Source organism: Acidovorax sp. 107, assembly GCF_003058055.1.
Taxonomy (GTDB): domain Bacteria; phylum Pseudomonadota; class Gammaproteobacteria; order Burkholderiales; family Burkholderiaceae_C; genus Acidovorax.
In genome coordinates, this window is record NZ_QBTZ01000001.1 from 4,700,719 (window position 1) to 4,724,906 (window position 24,188).

A 24,188-nucleotide genomic window follows, 5' to 3' on the forward strand; every position below is an offset into this window, starting at 1 on the left:
GGAACAGGAACGCCGCGCAGCCCCTCAGAGCAATGCGCGGCGGCTCGGATCAACGGGGGCTCGTTCAGCCCTTCTTGACTTCCTTCACCTCGGCATCAACGACGTTGTCGTCATCTGCGGGCTTGTTGGCTGCACCAGCCGATGCGCCTGCGGCGTCTGCACCACCGGCCGCCTGGGCGGCTTGCGCTGCCTGCGATTCGGCGTACATCTTCTCGCCCAGCTTCTGGCTGGCGGCCATCAGCGCCGTCGTCTTCTCGTCGATGGCAGCCTTGTCTTCACCCTTGAGGGCTTCTTCCAAGTCCTTCACGGCGGCGGTGATCGCATCCTTCTCGCCTGCGTCAAGCTTGTCGCCGTGTTCGGCCAGGCTCTTGTTCACGCTGTGCACGGCGGCTTCACCCTGGTTGCGGGCCTGCACCAGCTCCAGCTTCTTCTTGTCGTCGGCGGCGTTCAGCTCGGCGTCCTTCACCATCTGCTGGATTTCTTCTTCCGACAGGCCGGAGTTGGCCTTGATGGTGATCTTGTTTTCCTTGCCCGTGCCCTTGTCCTTGGCGCCCACGTGCAGTATGCCGTTGGCGTCGATGTCGAACGACACTTCGATCTGTGGCACGCCGCGCGCTGCAGGCGGAATGCCTTCGAGGTTGAACTCGCCCAGCAGCTTGTTGCCCGTGGCCATTTCGCGCTCGCCCTGGTAGACCTTGATGGTCACTGCGGGCTGGTTGTCATCGGCCGTCGAGAAGGTCTGTGCAAACTTCGTCGGGATGGTCGTGTTCTTGGTGATCATCTTGGTCATCACGCCGCCGAGGGTTTCGATACCCAGCGACAGGGGCGTCACGTCCAGCAGCAGCACGTCCTTGCGGTCGCCCGACAGCACCTGGCCCTGGATGGCAGCGCCCACGGCCACGGCTTCATCGGGGTTCACGTCCTTGCGGGGGTCCTTGCCGAAGAATTCCTTGACCTTCTCCTGCACCTTGGGCATGCGGGTCATGCCGCCGACCAGGATCACGTCATGGATGTCGCCGACGCTGACGCCAGCGTCCTTGATCGCCATGCGGCAAGGCGCGATGGTGCGCTCGATCAGCTCTTCCACCAGCTGTTCCAGCTTGGAGCGGGTCAGCTTGATGTTCAGGTGCTTGGGGCCCGACGCATCGGCCGTGATATAGGGCAGGTTGATGTCGGTGGCGGCCGAGTTCGACAGCTCGATCTTGGCCTTTTCGGCGGCTTCCTTCAGGCGTTGCAGAGCCAGCACGTCCTTGGACAGGTCCACGCCCTGTTCCTTCTTGAACTCGCCGATGATGAAGTCGATGATGCGCTGGTCAAAGTCTTCGCCGCCCAGGAAGGTGTCGCCGTTGGTCGACAGCACTTCGAACTGCTTTTCGCCATCCACGTCGGCGATTTCGATGATGGACACGTCGAACGTGCCGCCGCCCAGGTCATACACGGCGATCTTGCGGTCGCCCTTTTCCTGCTTGTCCAAGCCAAAGGCCAAGGCCGCAGCGGTGGGTTCGTTGATGATGCGCTTGACGTCCAGGCCTGCGATGCGGCCAGCGTCTTTGGTGGCCTGACGCTGGGCGTCGTTGAAGTACGCGGGCACGGTGATCACGGCCTCGGTCACGGGCTCGCCCAGGTAGTCCTCGGCCGTCTTCTTCATCTTGCGCAGGATGTCGGCAGAAACCTGCTGGGCCGACAGCTTGTTGCCGCGCACTTCGATCCAGGCATCGCCGTTGTCGGCAGCCACGATCTTGTAGGGCATCAGGTCGATGTCCTTTTGCACTTCTTTTTCGGTGAACTTGCGGCCGATCAGGCGCTTGACGGCGTACAGCGTGTTCTTGGGGTTGGTCACGGCCTGGCGCTTGGCCGATGCGCCGACGAGGATCTCGCCGTCTTCCTGGTAAGCCACGATGGAGGGCGTGGTGCGAGCACCTTCGCTGTTTTCGATCACGCGGGTCGTGTTGCCCTCCATGATGGAAACGCAGCTGTTGGTCGTGCCCAAGTCAATGCCGATGATTCTTCCCATGATTTTTCTCCGAATGCTTGAATGGTTTGGATGGCTAGTAACTTGTGGATAACTTGGTTTGGTTCAAGTCTTCCAGGTCGATTTTTTTGAGGCTTACTTGGGCGCCGTCACGGTGACCAGAGCTGGGCGCAGCACGCGCTCGGCGATCACGTAGCCCTTTTGCAGCACTGCCACCACCGTGTTGGCTTCTTGCTCGGCGGGTACCACGCTGATGGCCTGGTGCTGATGGGGGTCGAACTTGGCACCTGCGGCGGGGTTGATGGCCACTACCTTGTTGCGCTCCAGCGCAGACGTCAGCTGACGCAAGGTGGCGTCGGCGCCTTCGCGCAGCTGCTGGGGCGTGGCTTCCTTGATGGCCAGGGCGGCATCCAGGCTGTCGGCCACGGGCAGCAGGCTCTCGGCAAAGCTCTCGATGCCGAACTTGCGGGCCTTGGACACTTCCTCTTCAGCCCGACGGCGGGCGTTCTCAGCCTCGGCCTTAGCACGCAGGAACTGGTCAGCCAAATCGGCACTTTTGGCCTTCAGCTCGGCCAGCTCGCCCTGCAGGCGTGCCAGCTCATCGGAGGCGTGGGCAGCCATGGCGGCTTCGACTTCTTCGGGGGCGGGGGCGCTTGGGGCGGGGTTGGTTTGGCTGTGGTCTGACATGTCAGGATTTGAAGGGGTGAAAAAAAGGTACGCGCGGCAGTTGGGGGCTTGCCGGGCAATATCAAGGTCCGCGCCAGGGATATGCCATTGTGATGGCCCCGACTCGCGCGCCTTGTTGTAACGCATGTCGGCCCGGCCGTCGTTTTTGCAAGGGCCGGGCCTCTGGTGGCTGGGTAATTTGGCGCGGCCGATGCGGTTGCGGGAGCCTTGAGTGTACAAGCGCAAGCGGCCGGGCTATAATCGCAGGCTTTCCCTTGCCACACCACTTCTAGACGCGGTGGGTGGTCTCACCCAAAAGGAGTCTGCATGCGTCATTACGAAATCATTTTGTTGATCCATCCGGATCAAAGCGAACAAGTTCCAGCCATGCTGGAGCGCTACAAGGGCATGATCACCACTGGCGGTGGCAAGGTGCACCGCGTGGAAGACTGGGGCCGTCGTCAACTGGCGTACCTGATCAACAAGCTGGCCAAGGCCCACTACCTGTGCGTGAACATCGAAGCCGACCAGGCTGTGATGGCTGAACTGGAGCACGCCTTCAAGTTCAACGACGCTGTGCTGCGCCACCTGACCGTGCAAAAGAAGAAGGCTGAAACCGGCCCATCTTCCATGATGAAGACGGTCGAGCGCGAAGAAGCCCGCAAGGCCAGCCAAGCTGAATACGCAGCGGCCGGCGAGCGCTGATCTTCTCTCTTTGGAGTGGAGAACCGCGTTGCCCTGACCGCCTGTATCGCAGAGGCTGAACCCCTGCGCTACACGCCCGCCGGATTGCCTGCTCTCACGCTGCGCCTCGAACACGAGTCCCGGCAAACAGAGGCAGGCCACCCCCGCGAAGTCAAGGCTGCCATGAAAGCCATTGCGTTTGGAGCGATGGCCGAGCGACTGGCAAGGCAGAACATCGGAAGTCTCTGGACTTTTCATGGATTTCTGGCCAATCCGCGCAATGGCAAGACCGCAGTGCTGCACATCCAGGATATTCAACAAAATTAATTTTCAAGGGGTCCGCAATGGCCACGTTCAAGAAGTTCAACAAAGACAAGCGCCCAAAGCGCAACACCCAGTCCCTGCTGTTCAAGCGCAAGCGCTTCTGCCGCTTCACGGTGACCGGTGTTGAAGAAATCGACTACAAGGATGTTGATACGCTGCGCGATTTCATCGCCGAAAACGGCAAGATCATCCCCGCACGCCTGACCGGCACGCGCGCCATCTTCCAGCGTCAGCTGAACACCGCCATCAAGCGCGCACGCTTCCTGGCCCTGGTGCCTTACAGCGACCAGCACAAGATCTAAGGAGCACAACCCATGCAAATCATCCTGCTCGACAAGGTTGTGAACCTCGGCAACCTCGGTGAAATCGTCAAGGTCAAAGACGGCTACGCCCGCAACTTCCTGATCCCCGCTGGCCGCGCCCGTCGCGCCACCGAAGCTGCCAAGGCAGAGTTCGAAGCCAAGCGCGCTGAACTCGAAAAGGCTGCTGCCGCCAAACTGGCAGAAGCCCAAGCCCAAGGCGAAAAGCTGGCCGGTACCACCGTCAAGCTGACGCAAAAGGCTGGTGTGGACGGTCGTCTGTTTGGTTCCGTGACCAACCACGACATCGCTGAAGAGCTGAACAAGCAAGGCTACAAGGTCGCCAAGTCGCAAATCCGCCTGCCCAACGGCCCGATCAAGGTCGTGAGCGAAAGCACCGTGAGCGTTGCTCTGCACACCGACGTGGTGGTGGACGTGACCGTGTCGGTCTACGGCGAAACTGCCTGATTGATCGTCCCTCAGGACTTTTCAAAAAAGCCGCCTTCGGGCGGCTTTTGTCTTTGTGTGACTGTGATTTGTACACGGTTGCCCACGGGTTACCCCCGCCTTATCCACAGACTTGTGCCATGACGACGCGCCGTGTGGGCGATAGCATGCCGGGTTAGCTCCAAGGATTCCATGTCTGCCGTGTTCCCCCCCCTTGACGATGGCTTCACACCCGTGCCGGACCGTGAAATTGCCCAGTTGCGTGTGCCGCCGCACTCCATCGAGGCAGAGTCCAGTGTGCTGGGTGGCTTGCTGCTGGACAACAACGCCTGGGACCGCGTGGGCGACCTGCTGGTAGAGAGTCATTTCTACCGCCATGAACACCAGATGATCTACACGGCCATCGGCGCTCTCATCAACGCCAGCAAGCCGGCCGACGTGATCACGGTGTTCGAGCACCTGCAGAACCAGGGCAAGGCCCAGGAGATGGGCGGGCTGGCCTATCTGAACAACCTGGCGCAGTATGTCCCGAGCGCCAGCAACATCCGGCGCTACGCCGAGATCGTTCGCGAGCGCGCCATCCTGCGCAAGCTGGTCACCGCCAGTGACGAGATCTCGACCAATGCATTCAACCCCCAAGGCAAGACGGTCGAACGCATCCTGGACGAGGCCGAGGCGAAGATCTTTGCCATTGGCGAAGAAGGTTCGCGCACCAAGCAGGGTTTTCAGTCGCTTGACACGCTGGTCATCGACCTGCTCGACCGGGTGCAGGAAATGGCGGATAACCCGGTGGATGTCACGGGCGTGCCCACCGGTTTCGCCGACCTTGACCGCATGACCTCGGGCCTGCAAGCGGGTGACATGGTGGTGCTGGCAGCGCGTCCCTCGATGGGCAAGACTTCGTTTGCGGTCAACATCGCCGAGCATGTGGCGCTCAACGAGGGTCTGCCGGTTGCCATCTTCTCGATGGAAATGGGCGCTGCCCAGTTGGCTGTGCGTATCGTGGGCTCCATTGGCCGCGTGAACCAGGGCAACCTGCGCACCGGCAAGCTCACCGACGACGAATGGCCGCGCCTGACCGAGGCCATCGAGAAGCTGCGCACGGTGTCGCTGCACATCGACGAAACCCCGGGCCTCACGCCCAGCGAGCTGCGCGCCAACGCCCGGCGACTGGCGCGCCAGTGCGGCAAGCTGGGCCTGATCGTGGTGGACTATTTGCAGCTCATGAGCGGCTCAGGTTCGTCGGGCTCGGACAACCGGGCCACGGAGCTGGGCGAAATCTCCCGGGGCCTCAAGATGCTGGCCAAGGAGCTGCAGTGCCCGGTGATCGCGCTGTCTCAGCTCAACCGCTCGGTGGAGCAGCGCACCGACAAGCGCCCCATGATGTCCGACCTGCGCGAGTCGGGCGCCATCGAGCAGGACGCGGACATCATCATGTTCATCTACCGCGACGACTACTACAACAAGGACTCCAAGGAGCCCAACGTGGCCGAGGTCATCATCGGCAAGCAGCGTAACGGCCCCACCGGTACCGTGAAGCTGTTCTTCCAGAAGAACCAGACGCGCTTCGAGAACCTGGCGATGGGTTCGGGCGACGATTTCTAATAAAAATAGCTGCTAGCGCATGATTTATATACGCGAGCAGCTATTGAATGCATAGCAAACGAAGGCGGGCGCTATGCAACCCTGCTTTTGTGGCCCCGGTCGCGCAGCGTGCGTGTTGGCTCTATTGCCGCAACACCCACACCAGCAACCCCGTGCATGCCACGGCAAGGACGCCTGCGGCTACCGTGAGCCGTTGCTGGCGTTGGCGTAGCACTTCCACAGCCCGCACCACCTGGGCATTCTGTTCGGCCAGCGACTGGATCAACACGGCAGACTCTTGCTGCTCCTGCTCCAACTGCGCCACCCGGTCGCGCAGATGCTGGAGCTGCAAGGCGACCGGCATGGCGGGTTCGCCACCCGTGCCGCCTTCCAGTGCACCCGCGGCAGCGTCGGCATTTCCTTTTTGGGTGGTGCCCAGCAGCTTCCTGGCTGCCTGCAGGATCTGGGGCGTCGCCTCGATGACGTCGCCCCAGGGCACCAGCTTCAGTGCTGCAACCCAGCCCGCCGCCAACTCAGAGCACCTCGCTCGCGAAATCCGCCAGGCGCGAGCGTTCGCCGCGCGCCAGCGTGATGTGGCCGCTGTGTGGCCAGCCCTTGAAGCGGTCGACCGCGTAGGTCAGACCCGACGAGCCCTCAGTCAGGTAGGGCGTGTCGATCTGCGCCAGGTTGCCCATGCAAATGATCTTGGTGCCAGGGCCGGCGCGGGTGATCAGCGTCTTCATCTGCTTGGGCGTCAGGTTCTGGGCCTCGTCGATGATCACGTACTTGTTCAGGAAGGTGCGCCCGCGCATGAAGTTCATGCTCTTGATCTTGATGCGGCTGCGGATTAGCTCGTTGGTGGCCGCACGGCCCCACTCGCCGGCGTTGCCGCCGTCGCCCTTGGCCAGGAACTCCAGGTTGTCGTCCAGCGCGCCCATCCAGGGGCCCATCTTTTCTTCTTCGGTGCCGGGCAGGAAGCCGATGTCTTCGCCCACGCTCACGGTGGCGCGGGTCATGATGATCTCGGTGTAGCGGCGGTCGTCCAATACCTGGGTGAGGCCTGCGGCCAGGGCCAGCAGGGTCTTGCCGGTGCCAGCGGTGCCGGTCAGCGTCACGAAGTCAATCTCGGGGTCCATGAGCAGGTTCATGGCGTAGTTCTGCTCGCGGTTGCGCGTGGTCACGCCCCACACCGCGTTCTTGGCAGAGCCGTAGTCCTTGAGCGTCTGCAGGACCGCCGTCTTCTCGCGGATCTCGCTCACCCGTGCAAACAAGCTGGGCTCGCCAGGGGCCTCGAAGTACACGAACTGGTTGATCATCAGCTGCGGCACGATGGGCCCGCCGATGCGGTAGTAGGTGTGTGCGCCGCTCTGCCAGCTTTCCACATTCTTGCCGCTCTTGGCCCAGAAGTCGGGGGGCAGGGCGAGCACACCGGCGTACAGCAGGTCGCCGTCCTCCAGTGTCTTGTCGTTCTGATAGTCCTCGGCGTTCAGGCCCAGCGCGCGTGCCTTGACACGCATGTTGATGTCCTTGGACACGAGCACGACCTCGCGCGGGGCGTGCAGCTTGCGCAGCGCCTCGACCACCCCCAGGATCTGGTTGTCGGCCTTGCCGGGGGGCAGACTGGTGGGCAGGCTGTAGTCCAGCGGTACCGTCTGGAAAAACAAGTGGCCGCCCGCGGCGCGCTGGCCGGTGGAGTCGAGCTTCAGGCCATGGGCGATATCGGCACCTTGCACGCCGGCCAGCGCGTCGAGCGTGCGGCTGGTCTGGCGGCCATTGCGGGCGACTTCGGTCATGCCCTTCTTGTGACCGTCGAGCTCTTCCAGCACGATCATCGGCAGGAAGATGTCGTGCTCTTCAAAGCGGAACAGGCTGGTCGGGTCGTGCAGCAGCACGTTGGTGTCCAGCACAAAGAGCTTGGTCGGGCCTTGGGGTGCCGATTTGCGTGTACGGGGGGTCGTCGTTGTAGCGGGTGCGGCGCCGGCGGCAGCAGCGGTGGTGCCGGTGCTGCGGGCCTTGCGTGTACCGGTGCTGCGGGCCACGGCGGGGGTTGCCGCGGGTTCGGGAGCGCGTGCGCGGGTCTCGACCTGGACCAGCGAAGCCGTGTCTGGTGCAGCCGGCGAAGATGCTGCACTGTCCGCCTTGCGTCCTGCGCGGGCCGGGGCTGCAGCGGTGCGCTGAGGGGTGGCAATGGCCTCGTTGGCCGAGGCAGTGGCTATGCGGGGGCGGGCTGTGACTTCAAAGGCTTCTGGCGCGAGGAGTGCAGCGCGCCGGCTGGGGGCGGGGGGCAGGGGCATGGTGGCAGGGCCTCGGTCGGTAGATGGAAAACGGGCGGTCAAAAAGCAAAAAGCCGCCTGGAGGCCAAGGCGGCTTTTGGGGGAAGGGTTGGCGGTGCAATAACCAGGGGCATTGATCCATTATGCCCACTCCGTGTGTCATGCCAGGGCAAAACCAAGAGGGTGTAGCGTGGATGCTCCAAGCCCCTGTGGCGGCGCGACGGCCCGGACGACCCTTATGCAACCAGATCGTCAGCTAGATCATCAGCTCAGGCAGCCTTTTTCAGGGCCTTCAGGGACTTGACGGTCTTGAGGACCTCGTCCACATGGCCCGGCACCTTGAGGCCACGCCATTCTTGTACCAGCAGGCCATCGGGGCCGATCAGGAAGGTGCTGCGTTCAATGCCCTTGACCTTCTTGCCGTACATGATCTTGTTCTTGACCACACCGAACATGTGGCACATCTTCTCTTCGGTATCAGCGATCAGCTCGAAAGGCAGTTCCAGCTTTTCCTTGAAGTCGTCGTGCGACTTCATGTTATCGCGCGACACGCCGAACACGGCGGCGCCAGCCTTCACGAAATCCTTGTACTTGTCGCGAAACTGCATGGCCTCCGTGGTGCAGCCCGGTGTGTTGTCCTTGGGATAGAAGTAGAGAACCAGAATTTGGCCAAGGTGGGAGGTGTTGGAAACCTTGATACCACCGGTTGCGTTGGCTTCAAATTCAGGGAGGGGTTTGTTGACAACGATCGCCATATCACTTCAATCTCTCAGGATGTAGTCGTTGGTAAGCCGGGGGAGTGGGTGTGTTATTGCTCTTGGTGGTGCCCCCGACCGCAACCCGTGATTTTACCCTGAAATCGGTTCCCGGCCAAATGTAAGACAGTGTGTCTTGCACGGGTTGGCGGGCACTTTGGCAAGGCCGTGCATAGGTTGCAGTGCTGGTACGCCCGGCCCCCGCGGCAGGCGATGGGCTGGTGCTCAGACTTCCAGGATCAGCGCGGCGACCACGTTGCGCCCTTCGCTGGCCAGGATGTTGTAGGTCCGGCAGGCTGCCTGGGTGTCCATGGTCTCCAGCCCGAGTCGGCGCGCGATCAGGGGCGCGAGCCACGCGGGCGGTGGAAAACGGTTGCGCAGACCGCTGCCAAAAATGACCAGCTCCGTCTCCAGTCCGGCCAATTGGGCGAAGTGCTCCGGGGTCAGGTCCTCGAAGCGGGTGCAGGGCCAGGGCTGGCGCAGCCCCCCAGAGCCGATGATGACGCTGTGGTTGATTTTGTCGGCGTCGATGCCGATCCAGCCGGGGCCGTAGCCGCTGATGGTCTGTGCGTTGGAACGATCGGGCTGGAATTTCATGGCGGGAGGTGGTGGGCCGCAGGCGCCGCGGCGGGTGGCAGCGGCGCTGGGCGCCGAGGGAGGGCTGCGGTTCTGTGGTCAAATTATAGGTTTCGCCTGAGGGCGCCGTCTCCGGCTGCCTCCTGACCCCACCGCACTACTGTCAGCGCATGAAAACCGTCCAAAAATCTGCCAAGCTTGCCAATGTTTGCTACGACATCCGGGGCCCGATCATGGACGCGGCCAAGCAGATGGAGGAAGACGGGCACAAGATCATCAAGCTCAACATCGGCAATCTGGCGGTGTTCGGCTTTGACGCTCCCGAGGAGATCCAGCAGGACATGATCCGCAACCTGCCCAACTCGGCGGGCTACTCGGACAGCAAGGGCATCTTCGCCGCCCGCAAGGCGGTGATGCACGAGACCCAGAAGCAAGGCATCAAGGGCGTGGCGCTGGACGACATCTATCTGGGCAACGGCGCCAGCGAGCTGATCGTGATGGCCACCAATGCGCTGCTGGACACGGGCGACGAGCTGCTGCTGCCGTCGCCGGATTACCCGCTGTGGACCGCTGCGGCCAGCCTCTCAGGCGGCACGCCCGTGCACTACCTGTGCGACGAGGCCAATGGCTGGATGCCTGACCTGGATGACATTCGCGCCAAGATCACGCCGCGCACCAAAGGCATCGTGGTCATCAACCCGAACAACCCTACGGGCGCGCTGTACTCGGATGCGCTGCTCAAGGGCATCGTCGCCATTGCCCGCGAACATGGCCTCGTGATCTTCGCGGACGAGGTGTACGACAAGGTGCTGTACGACGGCGCCAAGCACACGGCCATTGGTTCGCTGAGCGAGGACGTGCTCACACTCACCTTCAACTCGCTGTCCAAAAGCTACCGCTCCTGCGGCTACCGCGCGGGCTGGCTGGTGGTGTCGGGCGACAAGAAGCCCGCCCGTGACTACATCGAGGGCCTGAACATGCTCTCCAACATGCGGCTGTGTGCCAACGTGCCGGGCCAGTGGGCCGTGCAGACGGCGCTGGGCGGCTACCAGAGCATCAACGAGCTGGTGTGCGAAGGGGGCCGCCTGCGCAAGCAGCGTGATCTGGCGTACGAGCTGATCACTGCCATTCCGGGCGTCACCTGCGTGAAGCCGCAGGCCGCGCTGTACATGTTCCCGCGCCTCGACCCGGCGGTGTACCCCATTGAGGACGACCAGCAGTTCTTCCTCGAACTGCTGCAGGAAACCAAGGTCATGCTGGTGCAGGGCACAGGCTTCAACTGGCCCGCACCTGACCATTTCCGCATCGTGTTCCTTCCCCATGAAGACGATCTGCGCGATGCCATTGGCCGCGTTGCACGCTTCCTGGAGCAGTACCGCAAGCGCAAGCAGTCCGCAGCGGCTCTCGCGGCCTGATCCGGCGCATTGCTCATAGACAAGGCGATCAGTTCCATGCGTTGCCTCCCCGCTTTTGACCTGGCTCGGCTTGCTGTTGCCTGTGTGCTTGCGGTGGCGGGGTTTCACGGCTCTGCGCAGGCCGCCGACAAGGGCAAGGAGCCCGTGAGCTTCCAGCACAAGGACTGGGCCTTGCAATGCGACAACACCCGCACTTGCCGGGCCGCGGGCTACCAGTCGGAGGGTGGCGAATCAGAGCCGGTCTCCATGCGCCTGACCCGCGAGGCCGGGCCTGATACGCCGGTGCTGGTAGACCTGCAGGTGTCCACCGAGAAAGCCTCCCCGGCGTCGCTGCACCTCAAGGTGGGCGCGCTCTCGTTGCCGGGGCTCAAGGGCGACACACCCAGCGTGCCTGCAGCGCAAGTGCCCCGCCTGCTGCAAGAGATGCTCAAGAACGAAGAGGCCACGGTGGCTGCTGGCAAGGACCGCTGGGTGCTGTCACTGGCGGGTGCCACCGCTGTTCTGCTCAAGATGGACGAGGCCCAGGGCCGGGTGGGTACGCCGGGCGCTCTGGTGCGCAAGGGCACCAAGCCAGAGGCTTCCGTGCTGGCGCCCTTGCCCGCTCCCGTGATCAAGTCCGTGACCCCGTTGCCTGCGCGCAAGGGGGATTCGGCGCTGGCCAAGCCGCTACTGGCAGCGTTGGACCGTGCGAGCACGGAAGGGCAGTGCAACGGCGACGATGCGTTCAACCCCGCCAATGTGCAGGTCTATCGCCTGACCGAGCGCAAGGTGTTGCTGTCCGTGCCGTGCGGCATGGGGGCCTACAACTTCAGCAGTCTGCTGTGGGTAGCCAATGACCGTCCCCCTTACAAGCCGGAGGCCTTGCAGGATGTGGATGGCGATTTTGATCCTGCATCGGGCTCTGTGCACTCCGCCATGAAGGGCCGCGGCATAGGCGACTGCTGGTGGGTGCGTGAGTGGCAATTCGACGGTCGGGGCTTTGTGCTCAGCAGCGAGGCGGGCGACGGCATGTGCCGGGGCTTTGCGGGCGGCGCCTGGCAGTTGCCGACCTACGTCACGCGCTGATGGAGTCCTGACAAAACACCGCGCCTCCTTCGTCCTCTCTGATTCATTGTTTTTGTTTCTCTTTCTATTGCTATGAAACCCATCCAAGTAGGCCTTCTGGGCATCGGCACCGTCGGTAGCGGCGTGTTCAACGTGCTGCAGCGCAACCAGGACGAGATCAGCCGCCGCGCTGGCCGTGGCATCGAGATCACCATGGTGGCCGACCTGGACGTGGAGCGCGCCAAGGCCGTGGTGGGTGACGGCGTCCAGGTCGTCAACGACGCCCGCGCCGTCATTGCCAACCCCGACATCGACATCGTCATCGAGCTCATCGGTGGCTACGGCATTGCGCGCGCGCTGGTGCTGGAGGCGATTGCCGCAGGCAAGCATGTGGTCACCGCCAACAAAGCGCTGCTGGCTGTGCACGGCACCGAGATCTTCGCGGCCGCGTCGGCCAAGGGCGTGATGGTGGCTTTCGAAGCGGCTGTGGCCGGTGGCATCCCCATCATCAAGGCGCTGCGCGAAGGCCTCACCGCCAACCGCATCCAGTGGATCGCCGGCATCATCAACGGCACCACCAACTTCATCTTGAGTGAGATGCGTGACAAGGGCCTGGACTTCGACGTGGTGCTCAAGGAAGCCCAGCGCCTGGGTTATGCCGAGGCCGACCCCACCTTCGACATCGAAGGCGTGGACGCTGCGCACAAGGTCACGCTGATGAGCGCCATTGCCTTCGGCATTCCGGTGCAGTTCGACAAGGCCTACGTCGAGGGCATCACCAAGCTCGGCGCGGCCGACATCAAGTACGCCGAGCAACTGGGCTACCGCATCAAGCTCTTGGGCATCACCAAGCGCGCGGACAAGGGCATCGAGCTGCGCGTGCACCCGAGCCTGGTGCCCTCCAAACGCCTGATCGCCAACGTCGAAGGCGCGATGAACGCCGTGGTAGTGCAGGGCGATGCCGTGGGCAGCACGCTGTATTACGGCAAGGGTGCGGGCAGCGAGCCCACGGCCAGCGCCGTGATTGCCGACCTGGTGGACATTGCCCGCCTGCACACGGCCGACCCTGAGCACCGCGTGCCTCACCTGGCCTTCCAGGCGAACACCCTGGCGGACGCCATGGGCACGCTGCCACTGCTGCCGATGAGCGAAGTGGTCACCAGCTACTACCTGCGCCTGCGCGTGGCCGACCAGGCCGGTGTGCTGGCCAAGGTCACCGGCCTGCTGGCCGAGGCGGGTGTGAGCATTGACGCGGTGCTGCAGCGCGAAGCCGACGAAGTGGGTGGCGAAGGATCGACGCAAACCGACCTCATCATCCTGACCCACGACACCCGCGAAGGCACCATGGATGCCGTCATTGCCCAGATGCAGGCCCTGCCCACCGTACTGGCGCCCATCACGCGCATCCGCAAGGAGGAACTGAACTGATGCTGTACATCTCCACGCGCGGCCATGCCGACCGCAAGCATTTCTGCGACATCCTGCTCGAAGGCCTGGCGCCCGATGGCGGCCTGTATCTGCCCGAGCAGTACCCCAAGGTCAATGGCACCGTGCTCACGCGCCTGCGCAAGGCCTACCATGAGCAGGGCTACGCGGAGCTGGCGTTCCAGATCCTGTCGCTGTACATCGACGACATCCCCGCTGCGGATCTGAAGGCCATCTGCGCCAAGACCTACACCGCAGAAGTCTTTGGTACGGGCGAGATCGTGCCCCTGCGCCACCTCGAAGATGGCCTGTGGCTCGAAGCCCTGTCCAACGGCCCCACGCTGGCCTTCAAGGACATGGCGATGCAGCTGTTGGGCAATTTGTTTGAGTACGAACTCAAGCGCCGTGGCGAGCAGCTCAACATTCTGGGTGCTACCAGTGGCGACACCGGCAGCGCCGCCGAATACGCCATGCGCGGCAAAGAGGGCGTGCGTGTTTTCATGACCAGCCCGCACGGCCGCATGAGCGCCTTCCAGCAGGCGCAGATGTTCAGCCTGCAGGACGAGAACATCCACAACATCGCCATCGAAGGCGTGTTCGACGACTGCCAGGACATCGTCAAGGCAGTCTCCAACGACCATGCCTTCAAGCACAAGTACAAGATCGGCACGGTCAACTCGATCAACTGGGCGCGCCTTTTGGCGCAGGTGGTGTACTACTTCGCCGGCTACATCCAGGCCACCGAGAGCAATAGCCAGAAGGTCAGCTTCACGGTGCCCTCGGGCAACTTCGGCAACGTGTGCGCAGGCCATGTGGCGCGCATGATGGGCCTGCCGATTGCCAAGCTGGTGGTGGCCACCAACGAGAACGACGTGCTCGACGAGTTCTTTCGCACCGGCGTGTACCGCGTGCGCGCCGCGGCCGACACGCACGAAACATCGAGCCCGTCGATGGACATCAGCAAGGCCAGCAACTTCGAGCGCTTCATTTTTGATCTGCTGGGTCGCAACGGCCAGCGCACCAAGGCCTTGTTCAGCGCCGCGCTGCAAACCTACGGCCGGTTCGACCTGAGCGCCGACCCGCTGTTTGCCGATGCCGCCAAGAAATACGGCTTTGAAAGTGGCAAGAGCACGCATGCCGACCGCCTGGCCACCATCAAGGACACCTATGAGCGCCATGGTGTCACCATCGACACCCACACCGCCGACGGCGTGAAGGTGGCCCGCGAGCACCACAGCGACGCCAAGGTGCCCATGATCGTGCTGGAGACCGCACTGCCCATCAAGTTCGCCGAAACCATCGTCGAGGCCCTGGGCCATGCGCCCGAGCGGCCCGCCAAGTTCGCGGGCATCGAAAACCTGCCCAAGCGGGTTCAGGTGATGCCCGCTGACGTGGAGCTGGTCAAGGCCTACATCGAGCGCCATTGCGCCTGAACCGGCGCGGGTGGAGGGCTCTGCCAGGGTCCAGGCCGACGCGAAGTGCCTGCAGGCACTTCGTGGGCCTGGGTGGCACGGATTTGTGATCAAAATTGCCCCAAGCGCTAGTCTGATATGCGCTGAAAGCTATAAATAGCATAGCTAATCAAGGAGCCGTGGATGAAGGTTGTCGGTTTTGCGGGGTTCTCCGGCAGTGGCAAGACCACGCTGGTCGAGCAGTTGATCCCGGCGCTGCGGCTGCGGGGCCTGCGGGTATCGGTGGTCAAGCACGCGCACCACAGTTTTGATGTGGACCACCCGGGCAAGGACACGTACCGCCACCGCGAGGCGGGGGCTTTCGAGGTGGTTGCCGCATCGGACAAGCGCCTGATGCTGGTGCGCGAGTTCGAACAGCCCGCCACCCTCAGCGTGCACCATCTGCTGGCCGAGCTGTACCAGGGCGTGGACTGGGTGCTGGTGGAGGGCTTCAAGGACAGCGATCTGCTCAAGATCGAAGTCTGGCGAGCGCCCGAGCCGGGCCAGCTGGCCAAGGCCGTGCGCTATCCCGAAGACGACTTTGTGGTGGCCGTGGCCACCGACGCGCCCGACAGCCTGCCGGTGCCCACGCAACTGCCCCTGCTGGACCTGAATGCGCCCGACCAGGTGGTGGACTGGCTCCTCCAGTACGAGCACCGCTTTGAATACAACTGGGAACTGCACGGAGGGTTGCTGCCATGCGCCCCGCAATGAAGCCCCTGAAGCCGCTGGACGAAGCGCTGCGAGACCTGCTGTTGCAGGCGGCGCCGCTGCAAGGCCAGGACACGGTCACGACTTTTGACGCCGACGGTCGCGTGCTGGCACAAAGCTGCGTGTCGGCGCTGCAGGTGCCACCACAGGACAACAGCTCCATGGACGGCTACGCCGTGCGCTGCGCCGATGTGACGGCGGCGGGCGTGGTGCTGCCGGTGTCGCAGCGCATTGCTGCGGGCAGCGCAGGCGACCCGCTATTGCCAGGCACGGCGGCGCGTATCTTCACCGGCGCGCCGGTGCCTGCAGGCGCCGATGCGATCCTGATGCAAGAAGACTGCGAAGTGCTTGCCGCCGCTGCGGCCGAAGATGGCCTGGGCTCGGTACGCATCAACGCCGTGCCCCAAGCAGGCCAGTGGATCCGCAGCGCGGGTGAGGACATCACCCGAGGAGCTGTGGTGCTGTCCGCTGGCACGCGGCTCACCCCCGCCGAGCTGGGCCTGGCGGCCAGCATCGGCCAACACCAGCTGCAGGTGGCGCGTCGACCGCGCGTGGCGCTGTTCTCCACCGGTGATGAACTGGTCATGCCTGGCGAGGTGCCCCCCGAGCAGATGCGCCCCGGGGCCATCTACAACAGCAACCGCTTCTTTCTGCGCGCCATGCTGCTGCGCCTGGGCTGCGAGGTGACGGACTTCGGCATCGTGCCCGACCGGCGCGAGGCCACCATCGAGGCCTTGCGCGCGGCCGGCGCGGAGCATGACCTGATCCTGACCAGCGGTGGGGTGAGCGTGGGAGAGGAAGACCACATCAAGCCCGCCGTGGAATCGCTGGGGCGGCTCGACCTCTGGCAGATTGCGATGAAACCCGGCAAGCCGTTTGCCTACGGCCAGATCCCGCGTGAAGTCGGCACTGCCCACTTCATGGGCCTGCCTGGCAACCCGGTGTCGAGCTTTCTGACCTTTGCCTTGTTGGTGCGGCCGTTTGTGCTGCGACTCCAGGGCGTTACCAAGGTGGCTCCTCAATCCACGGCTGCACGTGCAGATTTCACCTGGCCCAAGGCCGACAAACGCCGCGAGTTTCTGCGCGTGCGGCACAACGCGGCGGGCGGGCTGGACCTGTTCCACAACCAGAGCTCGGGCGTGCTCACATCGGCTGCCTGGGGCGACGGCGTGGTGGACAACCCGGCGGGGCAGACGATTGGGCCCGGCGATACGGTGCGTTTCATTGCGTTTTCGGAGTTGCTGGCATGACAGGCATGAAGATATCTGTGCGCTACTTTGCCTCGATCCGCGAGGCCATTGGGCAAGGCAGCGAGGCGGTCGAGACCTCTGCCACCACGCTGGGCGCACTGCGCGACGAACTCATCGCACGCGGCGGTGCCCATGCCAGCAGCCTGGCGCGGGGCCGTGCCGTGCGCATGGCGCTCAACCAGACCTTGAGCGAAGAAACCGCCACCCTGGCCGATGGGGCCGAGGTGGCTTTCTTCCCCCCGGTTACCGGGGGCTGAGCCCCGGCAGGGTTTGCAGGCGCTGCATCAGGGCGGCCGAGGCCGCCACCATCGGTGCGCGCAGTTCATTGCGTATCCAGCCCGCGTGTGCCAGTGCGGCCTTGAGCGGCGCGGGGTTGGGTTCGGCAAAGCAGGTCTCCACCCACGGTCGCAAGATTTGCCACACGCGGCGGGCCTCGGGCAGGTTGCCCACACGCAGCAGATCCACCAGTTCCACGAAATGCGGCGCGTGCCAATGCGCGCTGGCGGCAATGGCGCCGTGGCCGCTCCATGCCAGGGTGCTGAACATTTGCGCATCCTCGCCCGCCAGCACGGCCAGGCGCCCATCGGCAATCAACGCCTGCGTCTTGGCGGTGTCGCCTCCACAGTCCTTGATGGCGCGGATGCGCGGGTGCTCGGCCAGGGCCAGCAGGGTGTCGGTGGTCAGCGTGGCGCCGGTGCGGTAGGGAATGTCATAAACGATCAATGGCACAGCGCTGGCATCGGCCAGCGTGCGGAACCAGTGCAGCAAGCCCTGCTGTGATGGGCGGATGTAGTGCGGTGGGGGCACCAGCAGCCCGGCCAGCGGGTACTGCGCCAGGGCCGTCACCCATTCCACCGTATGGCCCATGTGGTAGCCCGACAGCCCCATCACCACCGGCAGGCCCTGCGCCGCGCCGAGCACGGTGTCCAGCACGGCCAGTTGCTCGGCCTCATCGAGCGCAGCGGCTTCGCCGGTGGAGCCACAGGCCACGAAGCCTGAGACACCTTGTCGGGCCAATGTGGTGGTCAAGGCCGCGAGAGCAGGGTGGTCCACGGCGCCGTCCTTGAACGGGGTGACCAGGGGAATCCAGAGGCCCTGAAATGGGGTGAGGGAAGCAGAAGCTGCAGGCATGCGAAAAATCCTTAGAAGGTTCGACCGATGGAAGAACCGTTTCAGGTGCGCGTGGAGTGCCAAGATTCAAAAAAGGAGAGTTTTTGCCAAGGGTTCCGTCGCTCATCCGGGACGGAACCGCACAGCTCCGGTCAGATGAGCTGGGGTTTTTTGGCTTTGACCACGCACTGCAATGCCAACACGGAAGCGGTGGTCATGGCAAAGAGGCTGCGCGTGGTCATCGGCGGAGTATAGCGAAGCGTGCGTTCAGCTGGCCGGCCTGACTTCTGGCGCTACCAGCTCAGGACACGGCCAGTTCAGCAGCTCGGCCAGTCGGATGGTGATCCAGGTGGCCTCCGCCACTGGGACGCCCGATTCGGCAGTGCACAGGCCGGCGTGGATGCGCCGCAGGATTTCGGCTTCGGAAGGAGCCTGCAGGTGGTAGAGCGTCTGCGCTTGCTCCACCAAGTGGCCGGCCAAGTCCTCGCACAGCTCGTAGCGGGTGCGCACGCCGTCTGCCTTTTCGGTCAGGCGCCCCCGTGCGTCGGTGTATACCGCCATGAAGGATGGCGGCACATGAATCTGGTTGTCGTCGTACATGGAGGTCTCAGTCCGGCGTGAATAGCCGCTCGAACTTGGCCTGGTCCGAGGCCAGCTCGAAGGTCACGACCTGACCCATTTTCATGTCCGACAGGCGGCACGCGCCAAACAAGGTGGTTTTTCCTGCCAGCTCCATCACATCCAGGTCGATGATGGCGTAGGGGTGAGGCACGAACACCTGGTGCTCGAACACGTCACGGACCATATTGCGTGGGGACGGGTAGAGCTTGTAGAGATCGGTCTGAATCGTTTGGGTGGCCATGGGCTTTGAGGGCTTGGAAGATCGCGGACAGGATCGCATGCGGGTACAGTGCGGGCGAATCGTACAGACAAACCCTTTTACCGATCTATGGCACGCAACAAAAGTGAATGGCCCGCCAAGGTGCTGGCGCTGGTCCGTGGCGGCAACCTTCCTGCCGCCATCGCACAGATCAAGGTGGCGCCCACCGTAGGTGACATCACGCGCCTGCAGACCCTTTTGTCCCAACTGCCCTCATCACCCGCCCTGGCGCAGTTGAACAAGGTGGTGGAAGAAGAGCGCGCCCTGTTGGCCGCCCCACGGCTGCACCGCTCGCCCTGATGCGCCTTCGTGCCCGACGTTCACATGCCCCGCTGAGAGTTTTTTGCCATGACTTTGCCCCGCGTTTCCATCCAGACCGAAGATTTTGACCTCTCCGCTGAGATCGCAGCCCTGCGCCGCGAAAACAAGGGAGTGGGCGCCGTCTGCAGCTTTGTGGGTACCGTGCGTGATCGCAATGATGGCGACCAGGTGTCCTCCATGGAGCTGGAGCACTACCCCGGTATGACCGAAAAATCCATCGAAGCCATGGTGGACGAGGCCTTTCGGCGCTTCGATATTTTTGGCGCCCGCGTGATCCATCGTGTGGGGCTGCTGCAGCCTCTGGACCAGATCGTGCTGGTGGCGGTGACCAGTGCCCATCGGGGCCAGAGTTTTCAGGCCTGCGAGTTTTTGATGGATTACCTCAAGACCCAGGCGCCATTCTGGAAAAAAGAGGAAACAGCCCAGGGCGCCCGTTGGGTCGATGCGCGTGTGAGCGACGACGCGGCGCTGGCGCGCTGGGGAATCGCTGTGACAAATGCCTGAACCAAGGGGCCGTCATCGCATCGCACAGCCTCTGCGCGAAAGCCGAGGGTGGGACCCGGTCGTCACGGCGCGCGGGCTGAGCGGCGGTGCGTTAGCTCACGGCTTTTGCGTATAACCCAGGCAAGCGCCCGCGTTGGCGCGGCCCTTGCACTCCCGGTAAAGCCGGCGATCACGCTCGGAACGGCTTTCTTCTGAAGGGCTGCGTTCTTGTTTCACTTTGGTGGATTTCTTCTTTTTGCTGACTTCGCCGTGGGCGCTCCTGGTCGAGTCCTTGGTGGTGGCATGGCCCACCCCGGGTAGCGGCGCCAGGAATAACGTCAAAACCAGCAAGAGCAGTGGTGCCGCCCCCTTGCGGCGCGCGGATGAGCGGGTGAACTGTTGACGTGATGGAAATGGCATGGCGAGTCTTCTGGAATATTGCGTGGCCTGAAACTGGGGTGCCGCGCCATCTTAAGGCGCCCCGTGGCTGACTGGGGGGGGGCATGCTCGTCCCGCAACACAGCGGCTGTGGACAACCCGCGACGGTCTGCGGGCGCGCAGACAGGGCGTCGGCCGTGCCATCCGTGGTTTTGGGCGCTCGGGTTATAATCCGCAGGTTTTGCATGGTGCAAGACGCACGCCTGCGGCCGTTCCAGCTGCTGGCGCAAGTAAAACCATGGCCTTCCGCCTGCGGCAGGCCACATCCAAGGAAAAAACATGATTGCATCCTCCATCAAGGCCGAAGTCGTCAAGGCGAACGCCCGTGCTGCCAACGATACTGGTAGCCCAGAAGTGCAAGTGGCCCTGCTGACCGCTCGCATCAACGAACTGACTCCCCACTTCAAGACGCATGCCAAGGACCACCACGGTCGCCGTGGCCTGCTGCGCATGGTGAGCCGTCGTCGCAAGCTGCTGGACTACCTCAAGGCCAAGGACGCTGACCGTTACACCGCGCTGATCGCCAAGTTGGGTCTGCGCAAGTAATCTTCATTGCATGCCAAAACGCCTGGGTTAGTCCGCTAGCTCAGGCGTTTTTTACTTCGGAGCCGCAAAACAGAGCGAAGCTGTGTCATTCCAATGAAGTTGTTGCCACTGTACGGCGCAGCGCTTCCCTGGAATGGCATCGTGTTCTGAATTGCTCTCCAAGACAATCTGGTAGGGCACTACCAGCTATTAAATCAGGAGCTGAACATGAGCATTTTCAACAAAGTCACCAAGACCTTCCAATGGGGTGGCAAGACCGTCATCATGGAAACGGGCGAGATCGCCCGCCAAGCCTCCGGCGCCGTGCTGGTGAACATTGACGACACCGTGGTGCTGGCCACCGTGGTGGCTTCCAAGTCCGCCAAGCCCGGTCAGGACTTCTTCCCCTTGACGGTGGACTACATCGAGAAGACGTACGCTGCCGGCAAGATCCCTGGTAGCTTCTTCAAGCGCGAAGCCAAGCCCAGCGAGCACGAAACCCTGACCAGCCGCCTGATCGACCGCCCGATCCGCCCGCTGTTCCCCGAAGGTTTCTTCAACGAAGTGCATGTGGTGATCCACACGGTGTCGCTGAATCCTGAAGTGGACGCTGACATCGCGGCCCTGATCGCTACCAGCGCAGCCCTGGCCGTCTCTGGCATTCCGTTCAACGGCCCCATTGGTGCAGCCCGCGTGGGTTACATCAACGGCGAATACGTGCTCAACCCCGGCCAGACTGCGCGCAAGAGCTCGCAGATGGATCTGGTGGTGGCGGGGACCGAGGCCGCTGTGCTGATGGTTGAATCCGAAGCCCAGCAGCTGTCCGAAGAAATCATGCTCGGCGCCGTGGTGTTCGGTCATGAGCAAGGCAACGTGGCCATCAACGCCATTCACGAACTGGTGCGCGACGCAGGCAAGCCTGTGTGGCAATGGGAAGCACCCGCCAAGGACGAAGCCCTGATCGCCAAGGTAGTGGCTCTGGCTGATGACAAGCTGCGCGCTGCCTACCAAATCCGCAACAAGCAAGCCCGCACCCAAGCGTGCCGTGAGGCCTATGCCGCTGTGATGGCTGGCCTCAAGGCCGACGGCGTTGAATTCGACTCCGTCAAGGTCGAAGGCATGCTGTTCGATATCGAAGCCGGTATCGTGCGCAGCCAGATTCTCGCCGGCGAGCCCCGCATTGACGGTCGCGACACACGCACCGTGCGCCCCATCGAGATCCGCAGCAGCGTGCTGCCCCGCGCCCACGGCTCGGCCCTGTTCACGCGCGGCGAAACCCAGGCGCTGGTCGTGACCACGCTGGGTACCGAGCGCGATGCGCAGCGCATTGATGCGCTGGCTGGCGAGTACGAAGACCGCTTCATGATGCACTACAACATGCCTCCCTTTGCCACCGGCGAAGTGGGCCGCATGGGCTCGACCAAGCGCCGCGAAATCGGCCACGGTCGTCTTGCCAAGCGCGCGCTGGTGGCTGTACTGCCAACCAAGGAAGAGTTCCCCTACACCATGCGTGTGGTGTCGGAAATCACCGAGTCCAACGGTTCTTCGTCGATGGCTTCGGTGTGCGGCGGCTGCCTGTCGCTCATGGACGCTGGCGTGCCCATGAAGGCGCATGTGGCGGGTATTGCGATGGGCCTGATCAAGGACGCCAGCCGCTTCGCCGTGCTGACCGACATTCTGGGTGACGAAGATCACCTTGGTGACATGGACTTCAAGGTGGCGGGTACCACGGGCGGTATCACGGCCCTGCAGATGGACATCAAGATCCAGGGCATCACCAAGGAAATCATGCAGGTGGCACTGGCCCAGGCCAAGGAAGCGCGCATGCACATCCTGGGCAAGATGCAAGAGGCCATGGGCGAGGCCAAGACCGAAGTGTCGAACTTCGCTCCCAAGCTGTACACCATGAAGATCAACCCTGAGAAGATCCGTGACGTGATCGGCAAGGGCGGCGCCGTCATCCGTGCGCTGACCGAAGAAACCGGCTGCCAGATCAACATCGAGGAAGACGGCACCATCACCATCGCGGCCACCGACGCTGCCAAGGCTGACGAAGCCAAGAAGCGCATCGAGCAGATCACCGCGGAAGTCGAAATCGGCAAGATCTACGAAGGCCCTGTGACCAAGATTCTCGATTTTGGCGCGCTGATCAACCTGCTGCCTGGCAAGGACGGCCTGTTGCACATCAGCCAGATCGCTCACGAGCGTGTCGAGAAGGTGTCCGACTACCTGACCGAAGGCCAGATCGTGAAGGTCAAGGTCATGGAAACCGACGAAAAGGGACGCGTCAAGCTGTCCATGAAGGTGTTGGCCGATCGCCCGGCAGGTGGTAGCGACCGTCCTGCGCCCGCAGAGCGTGGTGATCGCGAGCCGCGCCGCGACCATGGCCGTGATGGTGGACGTCATCCCGCAGAGCAGCAACAGCAGCAGGCCTTGCCTGCAGATGGTGCGCCTGCTCAGGTGAACGGCTAAATTGTTGATCTGCTATTGATTTGGTAGCTGCCGGTGCATATAAATCAAGCGCTAGCGGCCCAAATCACCTCTATCCATCCCTGATGAACCCTGCTATGCATGCTGTCGAGATCACGTCTTTCGGTGGGCCTGACGTGCTGCGTCTGGGCGAGCGCCCGGTGCCCCTGGTGGGTGCTGGTGAACTGCTGATCCGCGTCACGGCCAGTGGCATCAACCGACCGGACGTGTTGCAGCGCCTGGGTCACTATGCGCCGCCTCCTGGGACCTCGGATCTTCCGGGGCTGGAAGTCGCGGGTGTGGTCGAGTCGGGTGATGCGTCGTCCATGGCAGAGGCGGGTATCCGTGTCGGTGACCGCGTTTGCGCGTTGGTGGCCGGCGGTGGGTACGCGCAATGGTGTGTTGCGCCGGTGGTGCAGTGCCTGCCGGTGCCCGAAGGCTTCAGTGACGTGGAGGCCGCCTCACTGCCTGAGACGTTTTTCACGGTGTGGAGCAATGTCTTTGACCGTGCCCGCCTGCAAGCGGGTGAGACGCTGCTGGTGCAAGGTGGGACGAGTGGCATTGGTGTGACAGCCATCCAGCTGGCTCGCGCTTTTGGTGCCACCGTGATTGCCACTGCTGGTAGCGATGACAAGTGTGCAGCCTGCCTGACGCTGGGCGCACACCATGCCGTCAACTACAAGTCTCAGGACTTTGCGGCCGAGGCGAAGCGAATCACCGGAGGGCGTGGTGTTGACGTGGTGCTCGATATGGTCGCTGGTGACTATGTCGCTCGCGAGGTGGAGTGCCTGGCGGAGGATGGCCGTATCGTCATCATCGCCGTGCAAGGGGGAGTGCAAAGTGGCTTCAATGCCGGGCTGGTGCTGCGCAAGCGGCTCACCATCACGGGGTCTACCTTGCGTCCGCGTCCCGTGGGTTTCAAGGGGGCGATTGCACGGGCACTGCGTGAGCATGTCTGGCCCCTGCTGGCTGCTGGCAAGGTGCGACCGGTCATTCACAGCACGTTTGCTGCTGCCGACGCTGCCCAAGCGCACGCACTGATGGAATCCAACCAGCACATCGGCAAGATTGTTTTGACCTGGTAAT

General features: G+C 63.1%; 27 protein-coding genes. 17 read left to right on the plus strand and 10 right to left on the minus strand.

Translation table 11 applies throughout. The features are described 5' to 3' along the window. Positions 1–64: 64 nt before the first annotated feature. Together dnaK and grpE are read right to left on the minus strand one after the other, a co-directional pair. Positions 65–2,014, minus strand: coding sequence for a molecular chaperone DnaK (gene dnaK / locus C8C99_RS21895; RefSeq protein ID WP_056646131.1), 1,950 nt, complete (start codon positions 2,012–2,014; stop codon positions 65–67). A gap of 93 nt (positions 2,015–2,107) precedes the next feature. Further along, positions 2,108–2,659: a nucleotide exchange factor GrpE gene (gene grpE / locus C8C99_RS21900; RefSeq protein ID WP_056061476.1), complete on the minus strand. Its 552-nt coding sequence runs from the start codon at positions 2,657–2,659 to the stop codon at positions 2,108–2,110. A 306-nt stretch (positions 2,660–2,965) separates the two neighbouring features. Here grpE and rpsF point away from each other — a divergent pair, with 306 nt between their 5' ends. The 5 genes from rpsF to dnaB all read left to right on the plus strand — a co-directional run bounded on the left by rpsF (position 2,966) and on the right by dnaB (position 5,997). Then, a complete protein-coding gene (rpsF, locus tag C8C99_RS21905) occupies positions 2,966–3,343 on the plus strand; it encodes a 30S ribosomal protein S6 (RefSeq protein ID WP_056646128.1) in 378 nt (125 codons plus the stop codon). Positions 3,344–3,358: 15 nt separating this feature from the next. Next, positions 3,359–3,649: a primosomal replication protein N gene (gene priB, locus C8C99_RS21910; protein WP_056646124.1), complete on the plus strand. Its 291-nt coding sequence runs from the start codon at positions 3,359–3,361 to the stop codon at positions 3,647–3,649. A gap of 17 nt (positions 3,650–3,666) precedes the next feature. Further along, positions 3,667–3,948 (plus strand): 30S ribosomal protein S18, encoded by a 282-nt coding sequence (gene rpsR, locus C8C99_RS21915; protein WP_005795932.1) that lies wholly within the window; start codon positions 3,667–3,669, stop codon positions 3,946–3,948. A gap of 12 nt (positions 3,949–3,960) precedes the next feature. Next, a complete protein-coding gene (gene rplI / locus C8C99_RS21920) occupies positions 3,961–4,413 on the plus strand; it encodes a 50S ribosomal protein L9 (protein WP_056420937.1) in 453 nt (150 codons plus the stop codon). A gap of 171 nt (positions 4,414–4,584) precedes the next feature. Then, positions 4,585–5,997: a replicative DNA helicase gene (gene dnaB / locus C8C99_RS21925; RefSeq protein ID WP_056061481.1), complete on the plus strand. Its 1,413-nt coding sequence runs from the start codon at positions 4,585–4,587 to the stop codon at positions 5,995–5,997. A 121-nt stretch (positions 5,998–6,118) separates the two neighbouring features. Here dnaB and C8C99_RS21930 read toward each other — a convergent pair whose 3' ends face one another. From C8C99_RS21930 to C8C99_RS21945, 4 genes are all read right to left on the minus strand, one after another. Next, positions 6,119–6,508, minus strand: a complete 390-nt coding sequence (locus C8C99_RS21930; protein WP_056646121.1) for a hypothetical protein — start codon at positions 6,506–6,508, stop codon at positions 6,119–6,121. A 1-nt stretch (position 6,509) separates the two neighbouring features. Next, positions 6,510–8,270 (minus strand): PhoH family protein, encoded by a 1,761-nt coding sequence (locus C8C99_RS21935; protein WP_108626874.1) that lies wholly within the window; start codon positions 8,268–8,270, stop codon positions 6,510–6,512. A 248-nt stretch (positions 8,271–8,518) separates the two neighbouring features. Continuing rightward, a complete protein-coding gene (locus C8C99_RS21940; protein WP_015013251.1) occupies positions 8,519–9,004 on the minus strand; it encodes a peroxiredoxin in 486 nt (161 codons plus the stop codon). A 225-nt stretch (positions 9,005–9,229) separates the two neighbouring features. Next, a complete protein-coding gene (locus tag C8C99_RS21945; RefSeq protein ID WP_056646115.1) occupies positions 9,230–9,601 on the minus strand; it encodes an Mth938-like domain-containing protein in 372 nt (123 codons plus the stop codon). Between the two features lie 149 nt (positions 9,602–9,750). On the opposite strand from C8C99_RS21945, the gene C8C99_RS21950 reads away from it, so the two are divergent. The 7 genes from C8C99_RS21950 (at position 9,751) to moaD (ending at position 17,133) form a co-directional block, all read left to right on the plus strand. Beyond that, positions 9,751–10,995: a pyridoxal phosphate-dependent aminotransferase gene (locus C8C99_RS21950; RefSeq protein WP_108626875.1), complete on the plus strand. Its 1,245-nt coding sequence runs from the start codon at positions 9,751–9,753 to the stop codon at positions 10,993–10,995. Positions 10,996–11,031: 36 nt separating this feature from the next. Next, positions 11,032–12,060, plus strand: a complete 1,029-nt coding sequence (locus tag C8C99_RS21955; protein ID WP_108626876.1) for a DUF1176 domain-containing protein — start codon at positions 11,032–11,034, stop codon at positions 12,058–12,060. A 72-nt stretch (positions 12,061–12,132) separates the two neighbouring features. Beyond that, entirely contained in the window at positions 12,133–13,467 is a 1,335-nt protein-coding gene (locus C8C99_RS21960; RefSeq protein ID WP_108626877.1) for a homoserine dehydrogenase, read from the plus strand. After that, positions 13,467–14,897 carry a threonine synthase gene (gene thrC, locus C8C99_RS21965; protein ID WP_108626878.1) on the plus strand — a complete coding sequence of 477 codons (1,431 nt, stop codon included), beginning with the start codon at positions 13,467–13,469 and terminating at the stop codon, positions 14,895–14,897. The genes C8C99_RS21960 and thrC overlap by 1 nt, the downstream gene beginning before the upstream one ends. Positions 14,898–15,059: 162 nt before the next feature. Next, a complete protein-coding gene (gene mobB / locus C8C99_RS21970) occupies positions 15,060–15,629 on the plus strand; it encodes a molybdopterin-guanine dinucleotide biosynthesis protein B (protein WP_108626879.1) in 570 nt (189 codons plus the stop codon). Further along, positions 15,614–16,876, plus strand: coding sequence for a gephyrin-like molybdotransferase Glp (glp, locus tag C8C99_RS21975; protein WP_108626880.1), 1,263 nt, complete (start codon positions 15,614–15,616; stop codon positions 16,874–16,876). The genes mobB and glp overlap by 16 nt, the downstream gene beginning before the upstream one ends. Positions 16,877–16,881: 5 nt before the next feature. Continuing rightward, the gene (moaD, locus tag C8C99_RS21980) at positions 16,882–17,133 is read left to right on the plus strand and encodes a molybdopterin converting factor subunit 1 (RefSeq protein ID WP_056646094.1); all 252 of its coding nucleotides are present in this window, start codon (positions 16,882–16,884) and stop codon (positions 17,131–17,133) included. Here the strand turns inward: moaD and dapA are convergent. From dapA to C8C99_RS21995, 3 genes are all read right to left on the minus strand, one after another. Then, positions 17,120–18,007, minus strand: a complete 888-nt coding sequence (gene dapA / locus C8C99_RS21985) for a 4-hydroxy-tetrahydrodipicolinate synthase (RefSeq protein ID WP_108626881.1) — start codon at positions 18,005–18,007, stop codon at positions 17,120–17,122. The genes moaD and dapA overlap by 14 nt on opposite strands. Positions 18,008–18,253: 246 nt before the next feature. Next, positions 18,254–18,586, minus strand: a complete 333-nt coding sequence (locus C8C99_RS21990) for a hypothetical protein (protein ID WP_108626882.1) — start codon at positions 18,584–18,586, stop codon at positions 18,254–18,256. Between the two features lie 7 nt (positions 18,587–18,593). Then, positions 18,594–18,848 (minus strand): hypothetical protein, encoded by a 255-nt coding sequence (locus C8C99_RS21995; protein ID WP_108626883.1) that lies wholly within the window; start codon positions 18,846–18,848, stop codon positions 18,594–18,596. Positions 18,849–18,935: 87 nt separating this feature from the next. On the opposite strand from C8C99_RS21995, the gene C8C99_RS22000 reads away from it, so the two are divergent. Then, positions 18,936–19,166: a hypothetical protein gene (locus C8C99_RS22000; RefSeq protein ID WP_056646083.1), complete on the plus strand. Its 231-nt coding sequence runs from the start codon at positions 18,936–18,938 to the stop codon at positions 19,164–19,166. Between the two features lie 48 nt (positions 19,167–19,214). Then, positions 19,215–19,691 (plus strand): molybdenum cofactor biosynthesis protein MoaE, encoded by a 477-nt coding sequence (locus tag C8C99_RS22005; RefSeq protein ID WP_199226479.1) that lies wholly within the window; start codon positions 19,215–19,217, stop codon positions 19,689–19,691. A gap of 96 nt (positions 19,692–19,787) precedes the next feature. On the opposite strand, the gene C8C99_RS23875 is transcribed toward C8C99_RS22005, so the two are convergent. Further along, on the minus strand, positions 19,788–20,090 hold the full coding sequence (locus C8C99_RS23875) for a hypothetical protein (RefSeq protein WP_146186039.1): 303 nt from the start codon (positions 20,088–20,090) through the stop codon (positions 19,788–19,790). A gap of 297 nt (positions 20,091–20,387) precedes the next feature. On the opposite strand from C8C99_RS23875, the gene rpsO reads away from it, so the two are divergent. From rpsO to C8C99_RS22025, 3 genes are all read left to right on the plus strand, one after another. Beyond that, positions 20,388–20,654, plus strand: a complete 267-nt coding sequence (gene rpsO / locus C8C99_RS22015; protein ID WP_005793232.1) for a 30S ribosomal protein S15 — start codon at positions 20,388–20,390, stop codon at positions 20,652–20,654. A gap of 207 nt (positions 20,655–20,861) precedes the next feature. Beyond that, positions 20,862–23,105 carry a polyribonucleotide nucleotidyltransferase gene (gene pnp, locus C8C99_RS22020; protein ID WP_108626885.1) on the plus strand — a complete coding sequence of 748 codons (2,244 nt, stop codon included), beginning with the start codon at positions 20,862–20,864 and terminating at the stop codon, positions 23,103–23,105. Between the two features lie 95 nt (positions 23,106–23,200). Continuing rightward, positions 23,201–24,187: an NAD(P)H-quinone oxidoreductase gene (locus C8C99_RS22025; protein WP_108626886.1), complete on the plus strand. Its 987-nt coding sequence runs from the start codon at positions 23,201–23,203 to the stop codon at positions 24,185–24,187. Position 24,188: the final 1 nt, after the last annotated feature.

Bases quoted from the DNA above. Each gene is read 5' to 3' on its own strand.
- dnaK (WP_056646131.1), bottom strand. From the start codon at position 2,014: ATGGGAAGAATCATCGGCATTGACTTGGGCACGACCAACAGCTGCGTT.
- grpE (WP_056061476.1), bottom strand. From the start codon at position 2,659: ATGTCAGACCACAGCCAAACCAACCCCGCCCCAAGCGCCCCCGCCCCC.
- rpsF (WP_056646128.1), top strand. From the start codon at position 2,966: ATGCGTCATTACGAAATCATTTTGTTGATCCATCCGGATCAAAGCGAA.
- rpsR (WP_005795932.1), top strand. From the start codon at position 3,667: ATGGCCACGTTCAAGAAGTTCAACAAAGACAAGCGCCCAAAGCGCAAC.
- rplI (WP_056420937.1), top strand. From the start codon at position 3,961: ATGCAAATCATCCTGCTCGACAAGGTTGTGAACCTCGGCAACCTCGGT.
- dnaB (WP_056061481.1), top strand. From the start codon at position 4,585: ATGTCTGCCGTGTTCCCCCCCCTTGACGATGGCTTCACACCCGTGCCG.
- C8C99_RS21935 (WP_108626874.1), bottom strand. From the start codon at position 8,270: ATGCCCCTGCCCCCCGCCCCCAGCCGGCGCGCTGCACTCCTCGCGCCA.
- C8C99_RS21940 (WP_015013251.1), bottom strand. From the start codon at position 9,004: ATGGCGATCGTTGTCAACAAACCCCTCCCTGAATTTGAAGCCAACGCA.
- C8C99_RS21945 (WP_056646115.1), bottom strand. From the start codon at position 9,601: ATGAAATTCCAGCCCGATCGTTCCAACGCACAGACCATCAGCGGCTAC.
- C8C99_RS21950 (WP_108626875.1), top strand. From the start codon at position 9,751: ATGAAAACCGTCCAAAAATCTGCCAAGCTTGCCAATGTTTGCTACGAC.
- C8C99_RS21955 (WP_108626876.1), top strand. From the start codon at position 11,032: ATGCGTTGCCTCCCCGCTTTTGACCTGGCTCGGCTTGCTGTTGCCTGT.
- C8C99_RS21960 (WP_108626877.1), top strand. From the start codon at position 12,133: ATGAAACCCATCCAAGTAGGCCTTCTGGGCATCGGCACCGTCGGTAGC.
- thrC (WP_108626878.1), top strand. From the start codon at position 13,467: ATGCTGTACATCTCCACGCGCGGCCATGCCGACCGCAAGCATTTCTGC.
- mobB (WP_108626879.1), top strand. From the start codon at position 15,060: ATGAAGGTTGTCGGTTTTGCGGGGTTCTCCGGCAGTGGCAAGACCACG.
- glp (WP_108626880.1), top strand. From the start codon at position 15,614: ATGCGCCCCGCAATGAAGCCCCTGAAGCCGCTGGACGAAGCGCTGCGA.
- moaD (WP_056646094.1), top strand. From the start codon at position 16,882: ATGAAGATATCTGTGCGCTACTTTGCCTCGATCCGCGAGGCCATTGGG.
- dapA (WP_108626881.1), bottom strand. From the start codon at position 18,007: ATGCCTGCAGCTTCTGCTTCCCTCACCCCATTTCAGGGCCTCTGGATT.
- C8C99_RS21990 (WP_108626882.1), bottom strand. From the start codon at position 18,586: ATGTACGACGACAACCAGATTCATGTGCCGCCATCCTTCATGGCGGTA.
- C8C99_RS21995 (WP_108626883.1), bottom strand. From the start codon at position 18,848: ATGGCCACCCAAACGATTCAGACCGATCTCTACAAGCTCTACCCGTCC.
- C8C99_RS22000 (WP_056646083.1), top strand. From the start codon at position 18,936: ATGGCACGCAACAAAAGTGAATGGCCCGCCAAGGTGCTGGCGCTGGTC.
- C8C99_RS22005 (WP_199226479.1), top strand. From the start codon at position 19,215: ATGACTTTGCCCCGCGTTTCCATCCAGACCGAAGATTTTGACCTCTCC.
- C8C99_RS23875 (WP_146186039.1), bottom strand. From the start codon at position 20,090: ATGCCATTTCCATCACGTCAACAGTTCACCCGCTCATCCGCGCGCCGC.
- rpsO (WP_005793232.1), top strand. From the start codon at position 20,388: ATGATTGCATCCTCCATCAAGGCCGAAGTCGTCAAGGCGAACGCCCGT.
- pnp (WP_108626885.1), top strand. From the start codon at position 20,862: ATGAGCATTTTCAACAAAGTCACCAAGACCTTCCAATGGGGTGGCAAG.
- C8C99_RS22025 (WP_108626886.1), top strand. From the start codon at position 23,201: ATGCATGCTGTCGAGATCACGTCTTTCGGTGGGCCTGACGTGCTGCGT.